This is a genomic window from Arthrobacter bambusae, assembly GCF_022606295.1.
Taxonomy (GTDB): domain Bacteria; phylum Actinomycetota; class Actinomycetes; order Actinomycetales; family Micrococcaceae; genus Arthrobacter; species Arthrobacter bambusae_A.
In genome coordinates this window covers 72,782-89,542 of sequence record NZ_JAHHZS010000020.1, presented here as the reverse complement: position 1 = coordinate 89,542, position 16,761 = coordinate 72,782, and the positions used below count along the sequence as shown (strand labels likewise).

At 64.5% G+C, this 16,761-nt stretch carries 14 protein-coding genes; 11 read left to right on the top strand and 3 right to left on the bottom strand.

The genetic code is table 11. The annotated features are described in order from the left end of the window. Positions 1-100: 100 nt before the first annotated feature. The 3 genes from KNN17_RS14770 to KNN17_RS14760 all read left to right on the top strand — a co-directional run bounded on the left by KNN17_RS14770 (position 101) and on the right by KNN17_RS14760 (position 2,764). Positions 101-664, top strand: coding sequence for a hypothetical protein (locus tag KNN17_RS14770; RefSeq protein WP_241709778.1), 564 nt, complete (start codon positions 101-103; stop codon positions 662-664). 45 nt (positions 665-709) lie between these two features. Further along, positions 710-1,462 (top strand): IclR family transcriptional regulator, encoded by a 753-nt coding sequence (locus KNN17_RS14765; RefSeq protein WP_241709777.1) that lies wholly within the window; start codon positions 710-712, stop codon positions 1,460-1,462. A 114-nt stretch (positions 1,463-1,576) separates the two neighbouring features. Beyond that, a complete protein-coding gene (locus KNN17_RS14760) occupies positions 1,577-2,764 on the top strand; it encodes a 4-hydroxybenzoate 3-monooxygenase (RefSeq protein WP_241709776.1) in 1,188 nt (395 codons plus the stop codon). Positions 2,765-2,835: 71 nt separating this feature from the next. On the opposite strand, the gene KNN17_RS14755 is transcribed toward KNN17_RS14760, so the two are convergent. After that, positions 2,836-3,468: a hypothetical protein gene (locus KNN17_RS14755; RefSeq protein WP_241709775.1), complete on the bottom strand. Its 633-nt coding sequence runs from the start codon at positions 3,466-3,468 to the stop codon at positions 2,836-2,838. Between the two features lie 189 nt (positions 3,469-3,657). On the opposite strand from KNN17_RS14755, the gene KNN17_RS14750 reads away from it, so the two are divergent. Further along, positions 3,658-3,894 carry a hypothetical protein gene (locus tag KNN17_RS14750; protein WP_241709774.1) on the top strand — a complete coding sequence of 79 codons (237 nt, stop codon included), beginning with the start codon at positions 3,658-3,660 and terminating at the stop codon, positions 3,892-3,894. A 32-nt stretch (positions 3,895-3,926) separates the two neighbouring features. Here the strand turns inward: KNN17_RS14750 and KNN17_RS14745 are convergent, their stop codons facing one another. Beyond that, the gene (locus KNN17_RS14745) at positions 3,927-5,903 is read right to left on the bottom strand and encodes an amino acid transporter (protein WP_078107171.1); all 1,977 of its coding nucleotides are present in this window, start codon (positions 5,901-5,903) and stop codon (positions 3,927-3,929) included. A gap of 383 nt (positions 5,904-6,286) precedes the next feature. Here KNN17_RS14745 and KNN17_RS14740 point away from each other — a divergent pair, with 383 nt between their 5' ends. The 6 genes from KNN17_RS14740 to KNN17_RS14715 all read left to right on the top strand — a co-directional run bounded on the left by KNN17_RS14740 (position 6,287) and on the right by KNN17_RS14715 (position 14,190). Further along, positions 6,287-6,385 (top strand): potassium-transporting ATPase subunit F, encoded by a 99-nt coding sequence (locus KNN17_RS14740; protein ID WP_078107172.1) that lies wholly within the window; start codon positions 6,287-6,289, stop codon positions 6,383-6,385. A gap of 6 nt (positions 6,386-6,391) precedes the next feature. Further along, positions 6,392-8,059 carry a potassium-transporting ATPase subunit KdpA gene (gene kdpA, locus KNN17_RS14735; protein ID WP_241709773.1) on the top strand — a complete coding sequence of 556 codons (1,668 nt, stop codon included), beginning with the start codon at positions 6,392-6,394 and terminating at the stop codon, positions 8,057-8,059. Then, complete coding sequence (kdpB, locus tag KNN17_RS14730; protein WP_241709772.1) at positions 8,056-10,182, top strand: potassium-transporting ATPase subunit KdpB; 2,127 nt, start codon at positions 8,056-8,058, stop codon at positions 10,180-10,182. Before kdpA ends, kdpB begins: the two co-directional genes overlap by 4 nt. A 9-nt stretch (positions 10,183-10,191) precedes the next feature. Further along, positions 10,192-10,800 carry a K(+)-transporting ATPase subunit C gene (gene kdpC / locus KNN17_RS14725; RefSeq protein WP_241709771.1) on the top strand — a complete coding sequence of 203 codons (609 nt, stop codon included), beginning with the start codon at positions 10,192-10,194 and terminating at the stop codon, positions 10,798-10,800. Positions 10,801-10,873: 73 nt separating this feature from the next. Then, positions 10,874-13,516 carry an ATP-binding protein gene (locus tag KNN17_RS14720; protein WP_241709770.1) on the top strand — a complete coding sequence of 881 codons (2,643 nt, stop codon included), beginning with the start codon at positions 10,874-10,876 and terminating at the stop codon, positions 13,514-13,516. Continuing rightward, on the top strand, positions 13,513-14,190 hold the full coding sequence (locus KNN17_RS14715) for a response regulator (protein WP_241709769.1): 678 nt from the start codon (positions 13,513-13,515) through the stop codon (positions 14,188-14,190). The genes KNN17_RS14720 and KNN17_RS14715 overlap by 4 nt, the downstream gene beginning before the upstream one ends. A gap of 9 nt (positions 14,191-14,199) precedes the next feature. Here KNN17_RS14715 and KNN17_RS14710 read toward each other — a convergent pair whose 3' ends face one another. Next, the gene (locus KNN17_RS14710) at positions 14,200-16,071 is read right to left on the bottom strand and encodes an ABC transporter ATP-binding protein (protein ID WP_241709768.1); all 1,872 of its coding nucleotides are present in this window, start codon (positions 16,069-16,071) and stop codon (positions 14,200-14,202) included. A 100-nt stretch (positions 16,072-16,171) separates the two neighbouring features. On the opposite strand from KNN17_RS14710, the gene KNN17_RS14705 reads away from it, so the two are divergent. After that, positions 16,172-16,603 carry a MarR family winged helix-turn-helix transcriptional regulator gene (locus tag KNN17_RS14705; RefSeq protein WP_241709767.1) on the top strand — a complete coding sequence of 144 codons (432 nt, stop codon included), beginning with the start codon at positions 16,172-16,174 and terminating at the stop codon, positions 16,601-16,603. The last annotated feature ends 158 nt before the right edge of the window (positions 16,604-16,761 follow it).

The window sequence follows — 16,761 nt, the reverse complement described above, 5'->3', positions numbered from 1 at the left end:
TTTTCAATGAGTCAACGCGCGGGGTGTACAACGGCGGTGCCAGAGGATAACCTTCTTGAGGTTGAGCCGTCGGCCATAGACACCCTTATTTGGAGTACCTATGGACCGTAGATTGCACGCCCTCGTTAAATTCGATGTTTCCACCGACGCCGTCGATATCGATGTTCGGGGAAGCCTGAATCAAGATTCGAGGCCCGCACTCGTACAGATCGTTCGCCGGATTCGGCGAATGGGCATCACCTCCCACATCAGAGTGGGCTTGTCCCACGCCGCGATGGTCGAATCGCAGGCTTTGGCCGGACTCCGCAATGACCTCAACGCGATCGACGGCGGCACCACGGAAGTGGGCCTCGCCACTGGATCCGGAGTTTCGTTGGAATTCACGGAGAGGCCTGCCGGTTTCCCACTCGGGGCCGCAACGGGAGTGAAATCGATCGAGATCGCCGGCGAGTTCACTGCCTCGATCGATGCGTCAGGACTCCAGCCGTTGGACAAATGCTCCGATGAAGAACTTCTTGCCGCGAGCGATTTCGCCTTCGGCCTGCTGGACCAGCCCGGCACAGCTGCCTCTCCGGTAGTGCTGGCTCACTACGACGCGATCGGCTTGGAGATCTCGCGGCGGGAAACCAAGGACGGATCAGCGGATGCGCCTGAGCCGGTCTAAGCTAGTGCTCCATTCAATGGAATACATGGAAGCGGTGAAGGCGCATTGGCAAACTCGGCATCGGGCGATTCAGTGGTGGACCGCATCGTCCGGATTATCGAGGCGTTCCCCGAAGGCTCCACGTCGCTGCGGCTTTCCGAATTAGCGGACACCGCCGGCCTGCCCCTCGCAAGCGCCCATCGATTGGTCCGGCAGCTCGCCGATCACGGACTCCTGGAGCTTGGCGCGGGGGGTAGTGTCCGCTTGGGCCTGCGGTTGTGGGAACTCGTGAACCGGAATTCGCCAACTCTGGCCCTACGGCAAGCGGCCCTGCCGTTCATGGAGGACATCCAGCAGGTCCTGAACCAGAACGTGAACCTTGCCGTGCTCGATGGCTGGGAAGCGTTGTTCGTCGAGCGGCTGTCCCGCCGGGGATCTGTGGCCAACCGCGCCCGCGTTGCTGGACGCATGCCGGTCCACATCTCTTCGGCCGGGCTGGCACTGATGGCTGGCCAGCCGAGGGAACAGCAGGCCGAGTACCTCAAGCAGTTCAGCGACCCCGCGGGAAAGGTGACGGCCGACGTCGTCCGTCGCCTTGTGGCGGAAACCGCCCAGCAGGGGTACGCCCAGCTCGCGGGCGTGGTGGATCCGGACACGTGGGGCATCGCGGTGCCGGTCACGGACAGCAAGCGGCGCACGGTAGCCGCGCTCGGCGTCGTGGTTCCGCTCGCGGAAATGCGCCTACAGGCCCTGGTGCCTGCGCTGCAGACTGCGGCACGCGGAATCGCCCGCCAACTTGGGGAGCGTCGGGACGCCTAGGTTTTTTCCGTTGAACGGAATTCGGATAACGCCGACCATGCGGCGGGGGTCACACTGGTCAGCAGAACCACCGCAGCCCGTGAGGCGCGATTCCGCAATGAAGCGAGGAACACCATGGCACGCAAGATCATCACCACCCAAGTGGCCATCATGGGCGCCGGGCCGGCCGGGCTCATGCTTTCCCACCTGCTGGCCACCTCGGGGATCGAATCCACGGTCATCGAGGTCCGCAGCCACCAGCAGATCGCCGAAACAGTCCGTGCGGGCATCCTGGAACACGGCTCGGTGAACCTGCTCGTGGACAGCGGTGTTTCCGACCGGGTGCTGCGCGACGGCGACCGGCACGACGGGATCGAACTGCGTTTCAACGGCGAAAGCCACCGGATCGACTTCAAGGAACTCGTGGGCGAATCCGTGTGGCTCTACCCGCAGACGGAGGTCTTCCTCGATCTCGCCGCACGGCGCAAGAACGACGGCGGCGACGTCCGGTACAGCGTCACGGACACCACCATCCACGACCTCGAAGGCAAACCCAAGGTCTGGTTCACCGACGCCGAGGGCCAGGAATTCGAAATCCAGGCGGACTTCCTGGTGGGCGCCGACGGTTCCCGCAGCCACTGCCGCTTCCAGATCCCCGAGGCCAACCGCAAGTGGTACTTCCATGAATACCCCTTCGCGTGGTTCGGCATCCTCGCCCAGGCACCGCGGAGCTCAGACGAACTGATTTATGCCAACTCCAAGAACGGCTTCGCCCTGATCAGCCAGCGCACTGAGAACGTGCAGCGCATGTACTTCCAATGCGACCCCAAGGAAAACGTGGCCGATTGGGACGACGAGCGCATCTGGTCCGAATTCCGCAGGCGCGTCAACGGAAACGGCTTTGAGCTCAAGGAGGGGCCGGTAATCGAGAAGATGGTCCTGCCGTTCCGCAGCTTCGTCCACACCCCGATGCGCCACGGGAACCTGTTCCTGGCCGGCGACGCTGCCCACACCGTCCCGCCGACGGGCGCCAAGGGGCTCAATTTGGCCCTGCATGATGTCAAAGTTCTCTTCGAAGGCCTCGATTCCGTCTACACAAACGGCTCCAACGCGCAGCTCGAGTCCTACAGCGACCGTGCCCTGGAACGTGTCTGGAAGGCACAGCACTTCTCCTACTGGATGACGTCCATGCTGCACACCGCGCCCGGTTCGGACGACTTCGGCCGCGCACGCCAGCTCGGCGAGCTCCACTCCGTGGTCTCTTCCCGGCATGCGCAGGCATACTTGGCTGAGTCGTACACCGGATGGCCGGCAGGGAAGTAGCTGGCGACACGCGGCTGGCTAATCGCGGCGGATATCCCGCGAATCCACGGCGCCGCCGGCGTAGTGGTGCCTCAGCGTTGGACGCCGCTCCCCTTGGATCGTCCAGCAACCTCGACGTAATAGACCGACCCCGCCGCAGGAAAGAAGAAGCGATGCCCTGCGTGACGGACTGGCCGGTATTCGTGGCCGAAGGGATCATGCACCGTGACTCGTTCGAGGTGATCAACGCGGGTGAGGAGGCTACTGACTTCGTGCAGAGTCGCGGGGTGGGTTACTTCGCCGTCCACCTCCAAGACCCACGGCGCGTCCGTGGTCCTGCCGGCTTGTTCGAGGTAAAGCATTTCAAATAGTCCCTCAAGGAGGGCTTCCGGCGTTGTCGCGTGGAACCGCTGCAAGGGGTGGGCCTGCATGTTTCTCTGCTGGTTGTTCGTCCACGCTTGGCGGAGCCAGTTGAATTCCACCGTGCCCAATGAGGGACCCAGATGCAGGTGCCTGTCCGTATCCATGGCCAGGCGGTAGTCGTTGCCGGATCGGTCAAGAATGCATGATGCTTCGTTTACGTATTCCAAGTCTTTGAGCATGGCGGCCTCGGACGGATAGTAAGAGAAATCGCCGACCTCATCGATCACCACGTAATCGTTCGGACGGATGCCCGGGACTGTGGCGTCGGTCGCCATTCCGTGAGAAAAGCCGTTGGGTTTCATGGTTGCGTCAGCTCCTTCGGAGAGACCGGTCCACGGCCAGGCTGGCCATGAATTACTCCCTCGATCAGATCACCGAAAGGATCCGCCGCCTGCGGTCTTAATGGTTTCCATATGCCAGCGGACGCAGATTTAGCACTCTCTTAACGGCTAGGCCTCGAGCATTGGCGGCAGGCATGGCAGACTTCGGCCATGAGTATCGAGCACTGGTGGTCGAAGCTGAAGCCGTCTACCCGGAAATGGCTGATCGAGAACAACGGCGACGCGGTTCCGCCGGAAGTGGTAGTCGAGATCACCCAAGCTGGCGGCCCGATTGCTTCGGATGCATGGTGGGTTGGTCGGAGTGGGCCTTCGGGGTTTCATTTCTCGGACGAGGCGGTCGACTGGATCGAAGCGGTAGCGAACGGCGAGATGCCGGAGCGGCCCTGACAGCATCCGCCCTGGGCGCCCCTACGCTGCACTCAGCCGACGTGGACCCACGGGCGCCGGCTGACATCGGGTTCGGCTTCACGCAGGACTTCGCGGGTGACCGGAGCGATCTCTCCCTCGCCGAGGAACAGGAAGCGAAGCAGGTTGATGACGGGGTTTCCTTCGGTCCAGCGGAAGTAGATGTGCGGCATGAGGCCGGTCACGTCACGGATGTGCAGCAGCACTGACGCGATGGTGTTGGGGACCACGGGACCGTGGACTTCCAGTATCTGGTGTCCGTGCCGGACCACGCCATGGACCTCAAGTGCGGTTTCAAAGTCGGAAGAATCGTCCACGATCACTTCCAGGAAGAGCGCCTGGTAATCCACCGGAATGTGGCTGACTTCGATGGCAGAGGTGAGTTTGTCCCGATAGGCCTCCGCGGTGAGTCGGAGGGGTTCGTGGGCGATGAGCGCAATCGGGCCGCTCAAATTGGTGGACATGAATTCCAGCGCCTGGCGGTCCAGATGGACGTGGGTGGCGTGCAGTTCGAACGAGCGCCGGATCCTCGAAAGCAGCGAGATCACGATGATCCCCACGATGAAGATCGCGGCGATCCGGATACCTTCGGGACGTTCGAAGATGTTGGCAATCGTTGTGTAGATAAAGACGACGGCGATGATCCCGAATCCGACAGTGCGCTTGCGCTGCCTCAAGCGGCGCGCCGAGAGGGTCACCGCCACAGCGGCAGATGTCATCAGCACCAACACGCCGGTGGCGTACGCGCCACCTTGGGCGTCGACGTCGGCGTTGAAAAGGAACGTGATCAGGAACCCGATGAGGGTGAACACCAGGACCAACGGGCGCACCGCACGGGCCCAGCCCGGTGCCATTCCATATCGTGGCAGGTATCGCGGGACCAGGTTCAGCAGCCCGGCCATGGCGGAGGCGCCTGCGAACCACAGGATGGCGATGGTGCTCAGGTCATAGACGGTGCCGAACCCGACGCCGAGATATTGGTGCGCGAGGAATGCCAGGGCGCGTCCATCGGCCTGGCCGCCGGGCTGGAACTCCTTCTCCGGAATCAGCACAACGGTGGTGAAGCTGGTAGCGATCAGGAAGGAACTCATGATGACTGCCGCCGTGGTCAGGAGGCGGCGGGTCCCCTTGATCCGTCCGGCGGGGTTCTCCTCGGTGTCCGAGGCACGTCCACGGATCTGCGGCATCACGGCGACACCGGTCTCGAAACCGGACAGGCCCAAGGCGAGCTTTGGAAACACCAGCAGGGCGATGCCGATCACCATGAACGGGTTTCCGTGCGAAGTGGACAGTGCATGCCACCAGTCGCCCACCGCGACCGGATGGGCGAACACCTCTACAAACGTTGAGAATACGACCACGACATTGAGGCCCAGGTAGACCGCGACGAGGACGACGGCCACGCCGATGGCTTCCTTGAATCCGCGCAGGAATACGGCGGCCAACAGGGCGAGGAGGAACAAAGTAACCAGGATGTTCTGTCCCTGCAGCCAGCCTGGGGCGAGCGGGTTTTGGATCGCGTGTGCGGTGGCGTCAGCGGCCGAGAGGGTCATGGTGATCATGAAGTCCGTCGCCGCGAACCCGAGGAGAACAAGGACGAGGATCTTCCCTCCCCAGCGGGGCAAGAGACGCTCGAGCATCGCTATGGATCCCTCGCCGCGGTGGCTTTCACCGGCGACGCGGTGGTACACGGGCAGGGCGCCGAGCAGCGTGACGGCCACCAGGACGATGGTGGCCAAAGGGGAGATCACTCCCGCGGCCAAGGCCGCGATGGCGGGCTGGTAGCCGAGGGTGGAGAAATAGTCGACACCGGTGAGGCACATGACCTGCCACCATGAATGCTTCTTCAGATGGGGATCGCCCACCGCACCGGGTCCTTGGTGCGATCCTTTGGAATCCTGCAGTCCGAACAGCAGCCATGTCCGCAAGGAGGCCATGCCGCCGGGCCGTGGGGCCGAAGGATCAGCCGGGGGCCTGCTCAAGGTAGTCATGGTGTCCTTTCCGCGCGACGCGCAGGCACCGCGATCATTGCTGAAGATAGCACCGACTACAGGTGTTTTCGCTGGTTGAAGCCGATCTTGATGAATCCTTAACGTCGATGTCGCGGAGGCCGCAGGGCGGCCGAAAGAAGCCACGCCTGTTAAGAAGCCGTCAAGATTCGGCCCCGCGGTGTTAAGGAACCATCAGGAACCGCTTTTCACGTCAAGCCAAGGAGTTGACTGGCATCAGCCCCGCAAACGGGGCACGAATGAAAGGACGTTCCAATGGCCGACGTGGCTGTTGTGGGGATCTTCGTGGTGTCCATGGGGATCGTGATGTGGATTGCCCACCTGCTGGGCAAAATCGTCGACGGCGATGGGCCGGTGAACGGGCAGTGAGCGCGGACGCCGTGATGTGGTTGGTCCTGTTCATCGCAGGCCTGTGTTTGTTCGGCTACCTGCTGGCCGTCTTGATCCACCCGGAAAAGTGGTGATCCCGGATGGTTTTCAGCATTGCCTCCTTCGTCACCCAGGTAGCCGTTCTGCTTTTGCTGCTGATCTTGGTGCACAAACCGCTGGGCGTTTACCTCGCCAGCGTGTTTGAGGGCAAGAAGTCAACGCGGGTGGAACGGCTGTTCTACCGATGGTCCGGGGTGGACCCAAATACCGAACAGCGCTGGTCGATATACCTGCGCAGTGTCCTGGTCTTCTCTGCCGTGTCCATCCTGCTGGTCTTCCTTCTCCAACGGCTCCAAGGCGTCCTCCCCGGGAACAACTCCCTCCCTGGCGTGGATCCTTGGACGGCCATGAACACGGCCATCTCCTTTGCTACGAACACGAACTGGCAGACGTACACGCCGGAGACCACCATGGGCATCTTCGCGCAGATGTGCTTGCTGGCCGTGCAGAACTTCCTCTCCGCCGCCGTCGGAATCGTGGTGGTGGTCGCCCTGATCCGCGGCATCGCGCGGACCCGGACGGACAGGCTGGGGAATTTCTGGGTGGACCTGGCTCGCACTTCGTTCCGCGTGCTGCTCCCGATGGCTGCGCTCGCGGCCATCGTGATGGTGATCGGCGGTGTGGTGCAGAATTTCTGGTCCACCGACGTCGTCAATCAAGCAACAGGCGTCACCCAGACCATCCCCGGCGGCCCGGTAGCCTCCCAAGAGGCCATCAAGATCCTCGGCACGAACGGCGGTGGCTACTTCAATGCCAATTCCTCGCACCCGTTCGAGAACCCGAACGTCTTCATCAGCATGTTCGAAGTCTTCCTGATCCTGCTCATTCCTTCCGCATTGCCGTACGCCTATGGCCGCATGGTGGGGGACCAGCGGCAGGGGTACACGATAGTCGGCGTCATGGGCACGCTCTGGCTGACGTCCACGGTGCTGATGGGCTGGGCCGTTGCAGGCGCTGCGGGAACGGCAACCGCGGCAGCCGGCGGTTTGGGCGAGGGCTTTGAACAGCGCTTCGGCGCGGCCCAGAGCTCCATCTTTGCCACCGCCACCACCCTGACTTCAACAGGAGCAATCAACGTGGCCCACGATTCCCTGCCGCCTCTGGCCGGCGGCGTGGCCATGGTGAACATGATGCTCGGTGAAGTGGCCCCCGGCGGCACGGGGTCAGGGCTTTATGGCCTGCTCATCCTTGCGATCGTCTCCGTGTTCATCGCCGGGCTCATGGTGGGCCGCACACCGGAATTCCTTGGCAAGAAGATCGGGCCACGGGAAATGAAGCTCGCAGCCATGTACATCCTCGTGACGCCGGTGGTGGTGCTGGCCACGGCCGGAATCACAGTCCTGCTTCCGGACGCCATGGCCAACGCGCCTGCCTCCGGTCCGCACCAATTCAGTGAGGTGCTCTACGCGTTCACCTCCGGAGCCAACAACAATGGCTCCGCGTTCGCCGGCATCACCACCTCCGGCCCCTACCTGTCCACCATCATGGGAATCGCCATGCTCCTGGGCCGCTATCTGCCCATCGTGCTGGTGCTGGCCCTGGCGGGTTCCATGGCCAAACAACCCAAGATCCCGGCATCCTCCGGAACAGTGCCCACCCATGGCTGGCTCTTCGGTTCGCTCCTGCTCTCCGTCACCGTGATCATGACGGCGTTGAGCTACTTCCCTGCCCTCGCCCTGGGCCCCCTCGCAGAAGGACTCCTCAAATGACCCCGTCCACAACGGACACCGCCGCCCAGACCTACGCAGACGGAAACCCCCTGGGCACTCCGGGGGAGCACAAACACCACACCAAAGCGCCGGCGAAGCTGGACTTTGCCAGCATCCGAACCGCCCTGCCGGTCGCAGTGCGGAAGCTGGGTCCGCGCCAGATGATCCATTCGCCCGTGATGTTCACCGTGCTGGTCGGTGCTGCTCTCTGCACCGCCATCTGCATCCTCAAACCCGCCGTGTTCGGCATCTCGGTGACGATCTGGCTTTGGCTGACAGTGCTCTTCGGTACCTTGTCGGAAGCCATCGCCGAGGGCCGCGGCAAGGCCCAAGCAGACAGTCTCCGGGCCAGCAGGAAAGGCGTCGTTGCCCGGCTTCGGCTGGAGGACGGCACCCTCAAGGAAGTGCCGGGAACGGAACTGCGGAAGAACGACGTCGTGATGTGCGAAGCCGGGGACGTCATCCCTTCCGATGGCGAGATCATCGAAGGCCTGGCGAGCGTGGACGAATCCACCATCACCGGTGAATCGGCGCCAGTGATCCGTGAATCCGGCGGCGACCGCTCCTCGGTAACCGGCGGCACCAAGGTCCTTTCGGACCGCATCGCCGTTCGCATTACAGCTGAAGCGGGCGAAACGTTCATCGACCGGATGATCAAGCTTGTGGAAGGCGCCGTCCGGCAAAAGACGCCCAACGAAATCGCACTCCACGTCCTCCTTGTCTCGCTGACCATCGTCTTCCTTGCAGTCACCATGAGCTTGGCACCGTTCGCTTCGCTGCCGGGGGCAACGCCGTCGCCGATCGTGCTGGTGGCGCTGCTCGTCTGCCTGATCCCGACGACGATCGGGGCGCTCGTGCCGGCCATCGGCATCGCCGGCATGGACCGCTTGGTGCAGCACAATGTCCTGGCCACGTCCGGCCGCGCCGTGGAGACCGCGGGAGACATCACCACCCTGCTGCTCGACAAGACCGGCACCATCACCTACGGCAACCGCCGGGCGGTCAACTTCTTCCCGGCCCATGACGTCGAGCGGTCCGAACTCATCGAAGCGGCACGCCTGTCGAGCCTGGCTGATGAGACGCCGGAGGGACGCTCGATCGTGGATCTCGCGGCGGAAAAGGGCGTCGGCGGCCCGGACCTCGCCGCACTCCTGAAGGGCTCGGAAGAGTTTGCGGTTGTCGAGTTCAGTGCGAGCACGCGCATGAGCGGCCTGGATCTCGACGGACGGAAGATCCGCAAGGGCGCGGCAACCGCCGTCGCGAAGTTCGTGGCGGATGCCGGCGGCCAGACGCCTGCCGAGGTGGACCGGAAGGTGCGGGAAATCTCCGCCCAGGGCGGCACACCGCTGTTGGTGGCCGGCGTCGGGCACGACGGCGGGGCCCGGGTCCTCGGCACGATCCACCTCGCCGATGTGGTCAAGCCGGGGATGCACGCCCGCTTCGCCGAACTGCGCCGGATGGGCATCCGGACGGTGATGATCACGGGCGACAACCCCATCACGGCCAAAGCAATTGCTGCGGAGTCCGGCGTCGACGATTTCGTCGCCGAGGCCACCCCCGAAGACAAGCTTGCTGTCATCAAGGACGAGCAGGCGCACGGCCGGCTGGTAGCCATGACCGGAGACGGCACCAACGACGCCCCCGCGCTGGCCGCGGCGGATGTCGGCGTCGCCATGAACTCGGGCACGCCGGCCGCCAAGGAAGCCGCAAACATGGTCGACCTGGACTCGGATCCCACCAAGCTCATCAACATTGTGGGCATCGGCAAACAGCTGCTCATCACCCGCGGCGCCCTGACCACGTTCTCGGTGGCGAACGACGTCGCAAAGTACTTCGCGATCGTTCCGGCGCTGTTCACCTCTGTATTTCCAGGGCTTGCCCGATTGAACATCATGGGCCTGGCGTCGCCTTCCTCGGCCATCCTGTCCGCGGTGATCTTCAACGCCTTGATCATCATCGCCCTGGTTCCGCTCGCCCTGCGCGGCGTCAAATACCGTGCCGTTTCGGCGAACCAGGCGCTCGCCAGGAACCTGGCCATCTACGGCCTCGGCGGCCTTGTGGCTCCCTTCATCGGGATCAAGCTCATCGACCTGCTCATTTCCCTCATCCCCGGCATCGGCTAGGAGAGAATCATGAACACCCTTCCCGGCTATCTTCGGCAAGCAGGAACGGCCCTCCGCTTCCTGCTCCTGGCCACTGTGGTCCTTGGATTGATCTACCCCCTGGCGATTTTCGGTATCGGCCAGGCCGTTGCGCCCTTCCAAGCCAACGGCTCCATCGTGCGGGACGCATCCGGAAAGCCCGCAGCTTCCGCACTGATTGCGCAAGTCTCCGCCAACGACGCCGGCATCCAGAATCCGTTGTGGTTCCACGCCCGCCCCTCGGCGGCGAAATGGGACCCGGGGGCGTCCACCGCCAGCAACCTGGGACCCAACGATCCCAAACTGCTTGACGCCATCAAAGCCAACCGCGCCGCCGTCGCCGCCGCAGAGGGGGTCAAGGAATCCGACGTCCCAGCCGACGCCGTCACGGCGAGCGGTTCCGGGCTGGACCCGCAGATCTCGGTGGCATATGCCCGCCTGCAGGTGCCCAGGGTGGCCAAGGCACACGGGCTGAGTCCTGAGACGGTCCAGGCCATGGTGGACCGCCGCACGGTCACGGGACTCGAGGCCTTCCTGGGGCAGCCGTCCGTGAACGTCACGGAGTTGAACCTGGACGTCGCCGCAGCGGCCGTCAAATAGAGGAAACCGACCAAGTGGGCGCGGCCGGCCCCGCGGGCACCCCCCCGCGTTCAACAAGTGAAAGAATGACCACATGGCACGGGCAACGCTGCGCATTTTCCTCGGGGCAGCCCCGGGGGTGGGGAAGACCTACGCCATGCTTGAAGAAGCCCACCGGCTGCGCGGGCGTGGCGAAGACGTGGTGGTGGCTTTCGCCATGGACCACGGGCGCAGCGACACCCGGGCCTTGATGGACGGGCTGGAAGTCATTCCTCCGCACAGAATCGCGTATCGGGATACCAGCTTTGAAGAGATGGACGTCGACGCGGTCCTGGCACGCAAGCCGCGCACCGCCGTCGTCGATGAATACGCCCACTCGAACATCCCCGGAAGCCGCAACCCCAAGCGTTGGCAGGACGTCGAGGAATTGCTCAACGCCGGAATCAACGTCCTCTCCACCGTCAACGTGCAGCATCTGGCATCCCTCGGTGACGTCGTGAGTGCCATCACCGACGTCCGGCAGGCGGAAACAGTGCCCGACGACGTCGTGCGGCGTGCGGACCAGATCCACCTTGTCGACATCTCACCGGAGCTGCTGCGGCAGCGTTTGGGCGACGGCAAGATCTACTCGGCGGACAAGATCGACGCCGCGTTGTCCAACTACTTCCGGATGGGCAACCTGACGGCTTTGCGGGAACTGGCGCTGCTGTGGCTGGCCGACCGCGTGGATGAAGGGCTCGCGAAGTACCGTTCGGAACAGGGGATCGAGGCGAGCTGGCCCGCCCGCGAACGCATCGTCATCGGGCTCACGGGCGGTCCCGAAGGGGAAGTCCTCGTCCGCCGGGCCGCCCGGATCCTCAAGCGCGTCAACGGCGGCGACTTGCTCGCGGTGCACGTCCGCGCCGCGGATGGCGTGGCGTCGGAATCCCCGCAGGCGTTGGAAGCCCAGCGCTTGTTGGTCCGGGATTTGGGTGGCAGCTACCACACGGTGGCGGGGGAGGATCCGGCCAAGGCTTTGCTTGACTTCGCGCGCAGCGTGAACGCGACGCAGATCGTCGTCGGGATTTCGCGACGCCGGAGCCTCGTCGCCCGGCTGACGGGCCGCGGGATCGGCAACCGGGTGGTGCGGGACTCCGGCGATATTGACGTGCACATGGTTTCGCATCCTTTGGGTGGACGGGGCGTCGACCGTCCGCGGCAGCGCGACCTTGGCCGCACGCGGGTGATCGTCGGGTTCGCCATGGCGGTGGTCCTTCCGGTTCTTTTGCAGCTCCTCCTGGCCGCGAGCCCCACGCACAGCATTGCGACGACGGTGCTCGTCCAGCTGACGGGCTCGGTTGCCGTGGCGCTGGTCGGTGGGTTGTGGCCCGCTTTGCTCGGTGCCTTGTGGAGCAGCCTGTTGGTGAACTTCTTCTCCATACCGCCCGTGGGGACCCTGACCATCAGCGACCCCGAGAACATCCTTGCCTTACTGGTCTTCGTGGGCGTTTCGGCAGCTGTGGCCGCCGTCGTGGACGTCTCGGCGAGGCGTTCCAAGGAAGCCGCCCGCGCGCGTGCCGAGGCCGCCACCCTGGGTGACCTGACGCGCGGAGCATCGAGCGCGGAGGACACCGTCGAAGGACTTTTGAAGCAGGCGCTGGACGTATTCCAGATGCGCGGCGCGGCGTTGTACCGGGCCGCGGGTTCCGCCGGCGCTGCGAACGCCGGCTGGCGCCTCGTCGCGAAGGCCGGTGAGGCTGCGCCGTTCCCCGGCGACGGCGGCGAAAACACCGAACAGATCGACGCCGGAACCCGGCTGGTCCTGTCCGGCCGCATCCTGCCGGCCAGCGACAGCCGCTTGCTTAGCGCCTTCGGCGCGCATCTTTCGGCGCAACTCGAGCGGCGACAGCTGGCGGCGAGCCGGCGTGAGGTCATGCGTTTGGCCGAGAGCAACACCATGCGCACATCCATCCTGCGTGCCGTTTCCCATGATTTGCGGACTCCGCTGGCCGGGATCAAGTTGGCTGTAGGCGGCTTGCGGCAAAGCAACGTCCACTACACACCCGAGGAGGAACAGGAACTGTTGGCAACCATCGAGGAATGCTCGGACAGGCTGGACGTCCTCGTGGGGAACCTCCTGGACATGTCCCGCATTACCTCGGACTCGGTGAATGCCCTCATTCGCCCGGTGCGCTGGTATGAAGTGATCCCCACCGCCCTCCATGGCATGCCGCCGGGCCGGGTGCGGGTGGACCTGCCGGGAAATATGCCGGAGATCGACGCCGACGCCGGCATGCTGGAGCGCGTCATCGCCAACATCGTGGAGAACGCCATCAAGTACGCCCCGGATTCCGATGTTGTGCTGGTGGGAGCCGCGGGTGGCTTCAGTTCGTCCAGCCTGGACGGGAGGCCGTCCGGAGAACTGCGCATCATCGACCACGGCCAAGGAGTCCCCGCCGAAAGCGTGGTCAGGATGTTCCAGCCGTTCCAGCGGCTCAACGACGTCCCTTCCACTACCGGGGTTGGCTTGGGGCTCGCCGTGGCCAAGGGATTCACGGAAGCGATGGGAGGCACCCTCACCGCGGAAGAGACTCCGGGCGGCGGACTGACCATGGTGATCCGGCTTCCGTTGTCCACGGGGGTCGCCTTCCCGCACGAGGAGGCGCAAGCTCCCATGGAAGCGCAATCGGTTCTCTTGCAACGCCGCCATGTGCCGCCGTCGGGCAGTCCGGATAGCGCCACCAGGGAGGCCCTATGAGCAACGTCCTGGTAGTGGACGACGATCCCCATATCGTCAAGGCGTTGCGGATTACGCTCCAAGCCCACGGCTACACCGTGGCCACCGCGTCCGACGGCGAATCGGCCTTGCGCTCTGCCGCCCAGCACCCGGTGGGCGTCTTGATCCTCGACCTGGGCTTGCCAGACATCGACGGAACCACGGTCATCTCGCGCCTGCGTGAGTGGAGCAGCGTGCCCATCCTGGTCCTCTCCGCGCGTCACGGCTCCGACGACAAGGTGGAAGCCCTTGACGCCGGAGCGGACGACTACATCACCAAGCCGTTCGGGCTCGACGAACTGCTGGCGCGCCTCCGAGCCATACTGCGGCGCACCACGGATCCGGGCGAAGAAGCGCCTGTGCTCGTGACTGAAGCGTTCACGGTGGACCTGGCCATGAGACGCGTAACGCGCGACGGCGAGGACGTCCGGCTGACGCCGACGGAGTGGAGGATCGTGGATCTCTTCGTGCGCAATCCCGAGAAACTGATCACCCAACAGCAGCTCCTCAGCGAGGTCTGGGGCCCGGCCTATGCCAAGGAAGCCAATTACCTGCGCGTGTACATGGCGCAGCTCCGGCGGAAACTCGAACTGGAGCCCGGGAACCCGCGCCACCTGATCACCGAGGTGGGGATCGGGTACCGCTTCATGCCGTGAGGCGGGCTTTCAGGCCGCCTCGGACCCGGCCAACTGCACAGTTTCCCCGGCTTCGACAAGCCGCGCATACGCGCCGCCGGTATCGCGAAGCTGCCCGGGAGTTCCGAACTCCACGATCGCGCCGCCCGAGAGCACTGCGAGCTGATCGGCTTTCTCCACCGTCGAGAGCCTGTGGGCGATGGTCAGGGTAGTCCGGCCAACCGCCAACCGGTCGAGCGCCGCCTGGACATGGGCTTCCGTGGCGTTGTCCAGGGCGGACGTGGCCTCGTCGAGGACGAGCACTTTGGGATTGCGCAGGATGGTTCGGGCAATGGCCAAGCGCTGCTGCTCTCCTCCGGAGAACCGGTGGCCCCGGGCCCCGACCATCGTGTCCAGGCCGTCGGGCAAGCTTGCGATCAGATCAGCGATCTGGGCCGAGGCCAGCGCCTTCCACAGGACGGCGTCGTCCGCGCCGGGTGCAGCGAGGAGCAGGTTCTCCCGGATGGTGTCGTGAATCAGGTACGTCTCCTGGGACACCACGCCTACTATTTTCGTCAGCTCCTCCGGGGCGATGTCGCGCACATCCACGCCGTCGATGGTGATCCGCCCGGCGGTGGCGTCATGCAGGCGCGGGAGCAGCGAGCCCAGCGTCGATTTACCGGAGCCTGTGGGGCCCACGATTGCGGTACTGGTGCCGGCCGGGAGCGTGAGGTCGACGTCGAGCAGAACGTCAGTGCCGCCGTCGTACGCGAAACGGACGCCCTCGAAGCGGACCTCGCCGCGCACTGCGGCCGGGTCCAGCGGGACGGGCCGCGCAGGGGGAGTGATTTCCGGAGACAGGTCCAGGTACTCAAAGATGCGGCTGAACAGGGCCATCGCCGTGACCCATTGGACGCCGAGATCCAGCAAGCTCATGACCGGGCGGAAGATGGCACCCTGCAGGGCGGTGAACGCCACGAGCGTGCCGATGGTCATGCCTCCGCTGGTGACGGGCAGCCCGGCGGCGAGGTAGATCAGCGCCGGGATGGCCGAGAAGATGATGCCCATGGTGGACATCCGCCAGCGGCCTGCCAGTTGGGAGCGCATCTCCAGGCCGATCAGCCGTTTGGAGCTTTCCGTGTAGCGGTGTGCGTCGCGCTTGGTGGTACCGAGGGTTTTGGAGAGCCGGACGCCGGAGACCGACAGCCCTTCCTCGACCTGCGTGTTCATGGTGGCCAGTTCGCTCTGCAGCGTGGACGTGATGTTGCGCCGGAGCAGGGCCACCCGGCGGGTGAACCAAACGGCTGGCGGGATCACTATCAGGGACAGGAGCGAGAGCCCGGGCGAAATGGCCACCATGGCGATGGCGGTGGCGACGGCCGTCGTCAGGTTGGAGGCAACACCGGTCGCGGTTGAGGTGATGACTTGCTGCAGGCCGGAAATGTCGTTGTTCAACCGCGACTGTACCTCGCCGCTGCGGGTCCGGGTAAAGAATCCCAGTGATTGCTGCTGCAGGTGCGTGAACAAGCGAGTGCGCAGGGTGTGCATGATCTTCTGGCCCATGCCCGTGGTCATCCAGGTCTGCAGCACGCCAATCAGCGCGGTCGCGGCGGCCACGGCGATCAATCCGGCGGCGAGCCACGCGAGAAGCGGCAGATCCTTGCCGGGCAGCGCGACGTCGATGATGTGGCGGACCAGGAACGGCTGCGCCAGGCCGATGATGCTGGAAGCGCTGATGAGAAGTACGACGACGGCGATAGTCGCCTTGTGCGGGGTGAACAGCGCCGCGATCCGCTTGAGGCTCACGGGATGCTGTTGTAGCTGGGTGCGGTCCGCAGGATTGAGGCGGGCGGGGCCGCGGCCGGGACTTCGTGCTCCAGCGCCCGGTCGATGGGGATTTTGGGTGAGGATGTTCTCCGTCATAAGCACCACCTCCAGTGGCGAGCGGGGCGCGGGAGTCGCGCCTACTAATACAGAGGTTACCTCACTATGTGGTTACTGGTCAAATTGTTAGACTGACGGCATGCACTCACAGCCCCCTGATTCGGCCGACCTTGGCGATCTCTTCCATGCCGCTTTCCGGGGGTTGCGCCGGACCTGGGCTGAGCAGCTGTCGCCGTGGGAGCTGACGCCGCACCAATGGCGGGCGCTCATGACACTGATGCGCCCCGCGCCGGGGGATCCGATGCGGTTGAAGGACCTGGCGGAACGGTTGCGCATTGCGCCACGTTCGGCCACGGAAGTGGTGGACCAGCTCGAGGTCAAAGGCCTCGTGCGTCGCGATCCGGACCCCACAGACCGGCGGGCCACCCTTGTCGCCGCCACGGCGGACGGGCAGCAGCTCTTCGCGAAGATCAGCGCCGAACGGCGTGGCAAGTCCTCCGAGTACTTTGCCCGGCTCAGCGCAGAAGATCGCGCCGAACTGGCCCGGATTCTGGGGCAGCTCCGGGATTGAGGCCAACGCCGGCTGCCTGCCAAGTTGCCGCAGAGTAGGTAGAGTCGAAGCCATGACTCGCCGGAAGGTTCCAGTTGCCCTCGTCGCGCTCCCTTTCGCGTTGTGCCTGATGGCACTTGCGCCCGCGGAGACCGCAGGGGCCGAATCCTGCAGTTCGC

Bases quoted from the DNA above. Each gene is read 5' to 3' on its own strand.
- KNN17_RS14755 (WP_241709775.1), bottom strand. From the start codon at position 3,468: ATGAAACCCAACGGCTTTTCTCACGGAATGGCGACCGACGCCACAGTC.
- KNN17_RS14770 (WP_241709778.1), top strand. From the start codon at position 101: ATGGACCGTAGATTGCACGCCCTCGTTAAATTCGATGTTTCCACCGAC.
- KNN17_RS14745 (WP_078107171.1), bottom strand. From the start codon at position 5,903: ATGACTACCTTGAGCAGGCCCCCGGCTGATCCTTCGGCCCCACGGCCC.
- kdpC (WP_241709771.1), top strand. From the start codon at position 10,192: ATGAACACCCTTCCCGGCTATCTTCGGCAAGCAGGAACGGCCCTCCGC.
- KNN17_RS14710 (WP_241709768.1), bottom strand. From the start codon at position 16,071: ATGACGGAGAACATCCTCACCCAAAATCCCCATCGACCGGGCGCTGGA.
- KNN17_RS14750 (WP_241709774.1), top strand. From the start codon at position 3,658: ATGAGTATCGAGCACTGGTGGTCGAAGCTGAAGCCGTCTACCCGGAAA.
- kdpB (WP_241709772.1), top strand. From the start codon at position 8,056: ATGACCCCGTCCACAACGGACACCGCCGCCCAGACCTACGCAGACGGA.
- KNN17_RS14760 (WP_241709776.1), top strand. From the start codon at position 1,577: ATGGCACGCAAGATCATCACCACCCAAGTGGCCATCATGGGCGCCGGG.
- KNN17_RS14720 (WP_241709770.1), top strand. From the start codon at position 10,874: ATGGCACGGGCAACGCTGCGCATTTTCCTCGGGGCAGCCCCGGGGGTG.
- KNN17_RS14715 (WP_241709769.1), top strand. From the start codon at position 13,513: ATGAGCAACGTCCTGGTAGTGGACGACGATCCCCATATCGTCAAGGCG.
- kdpA (WP_241709773.1), top strand. From the start codon at position 6,392: ATGGTTTTCAGCATTGCCTCCTTCGTCACCCAGGTAGCCGTTCTGCTT.
- KNN17_RS14705 (WP_241709767.1), top strand. From the start codon at position 16,172: ATGCACTCACAGCCCCCTGATTCGGCCGACCTTGGCGATCTCTTCCAT.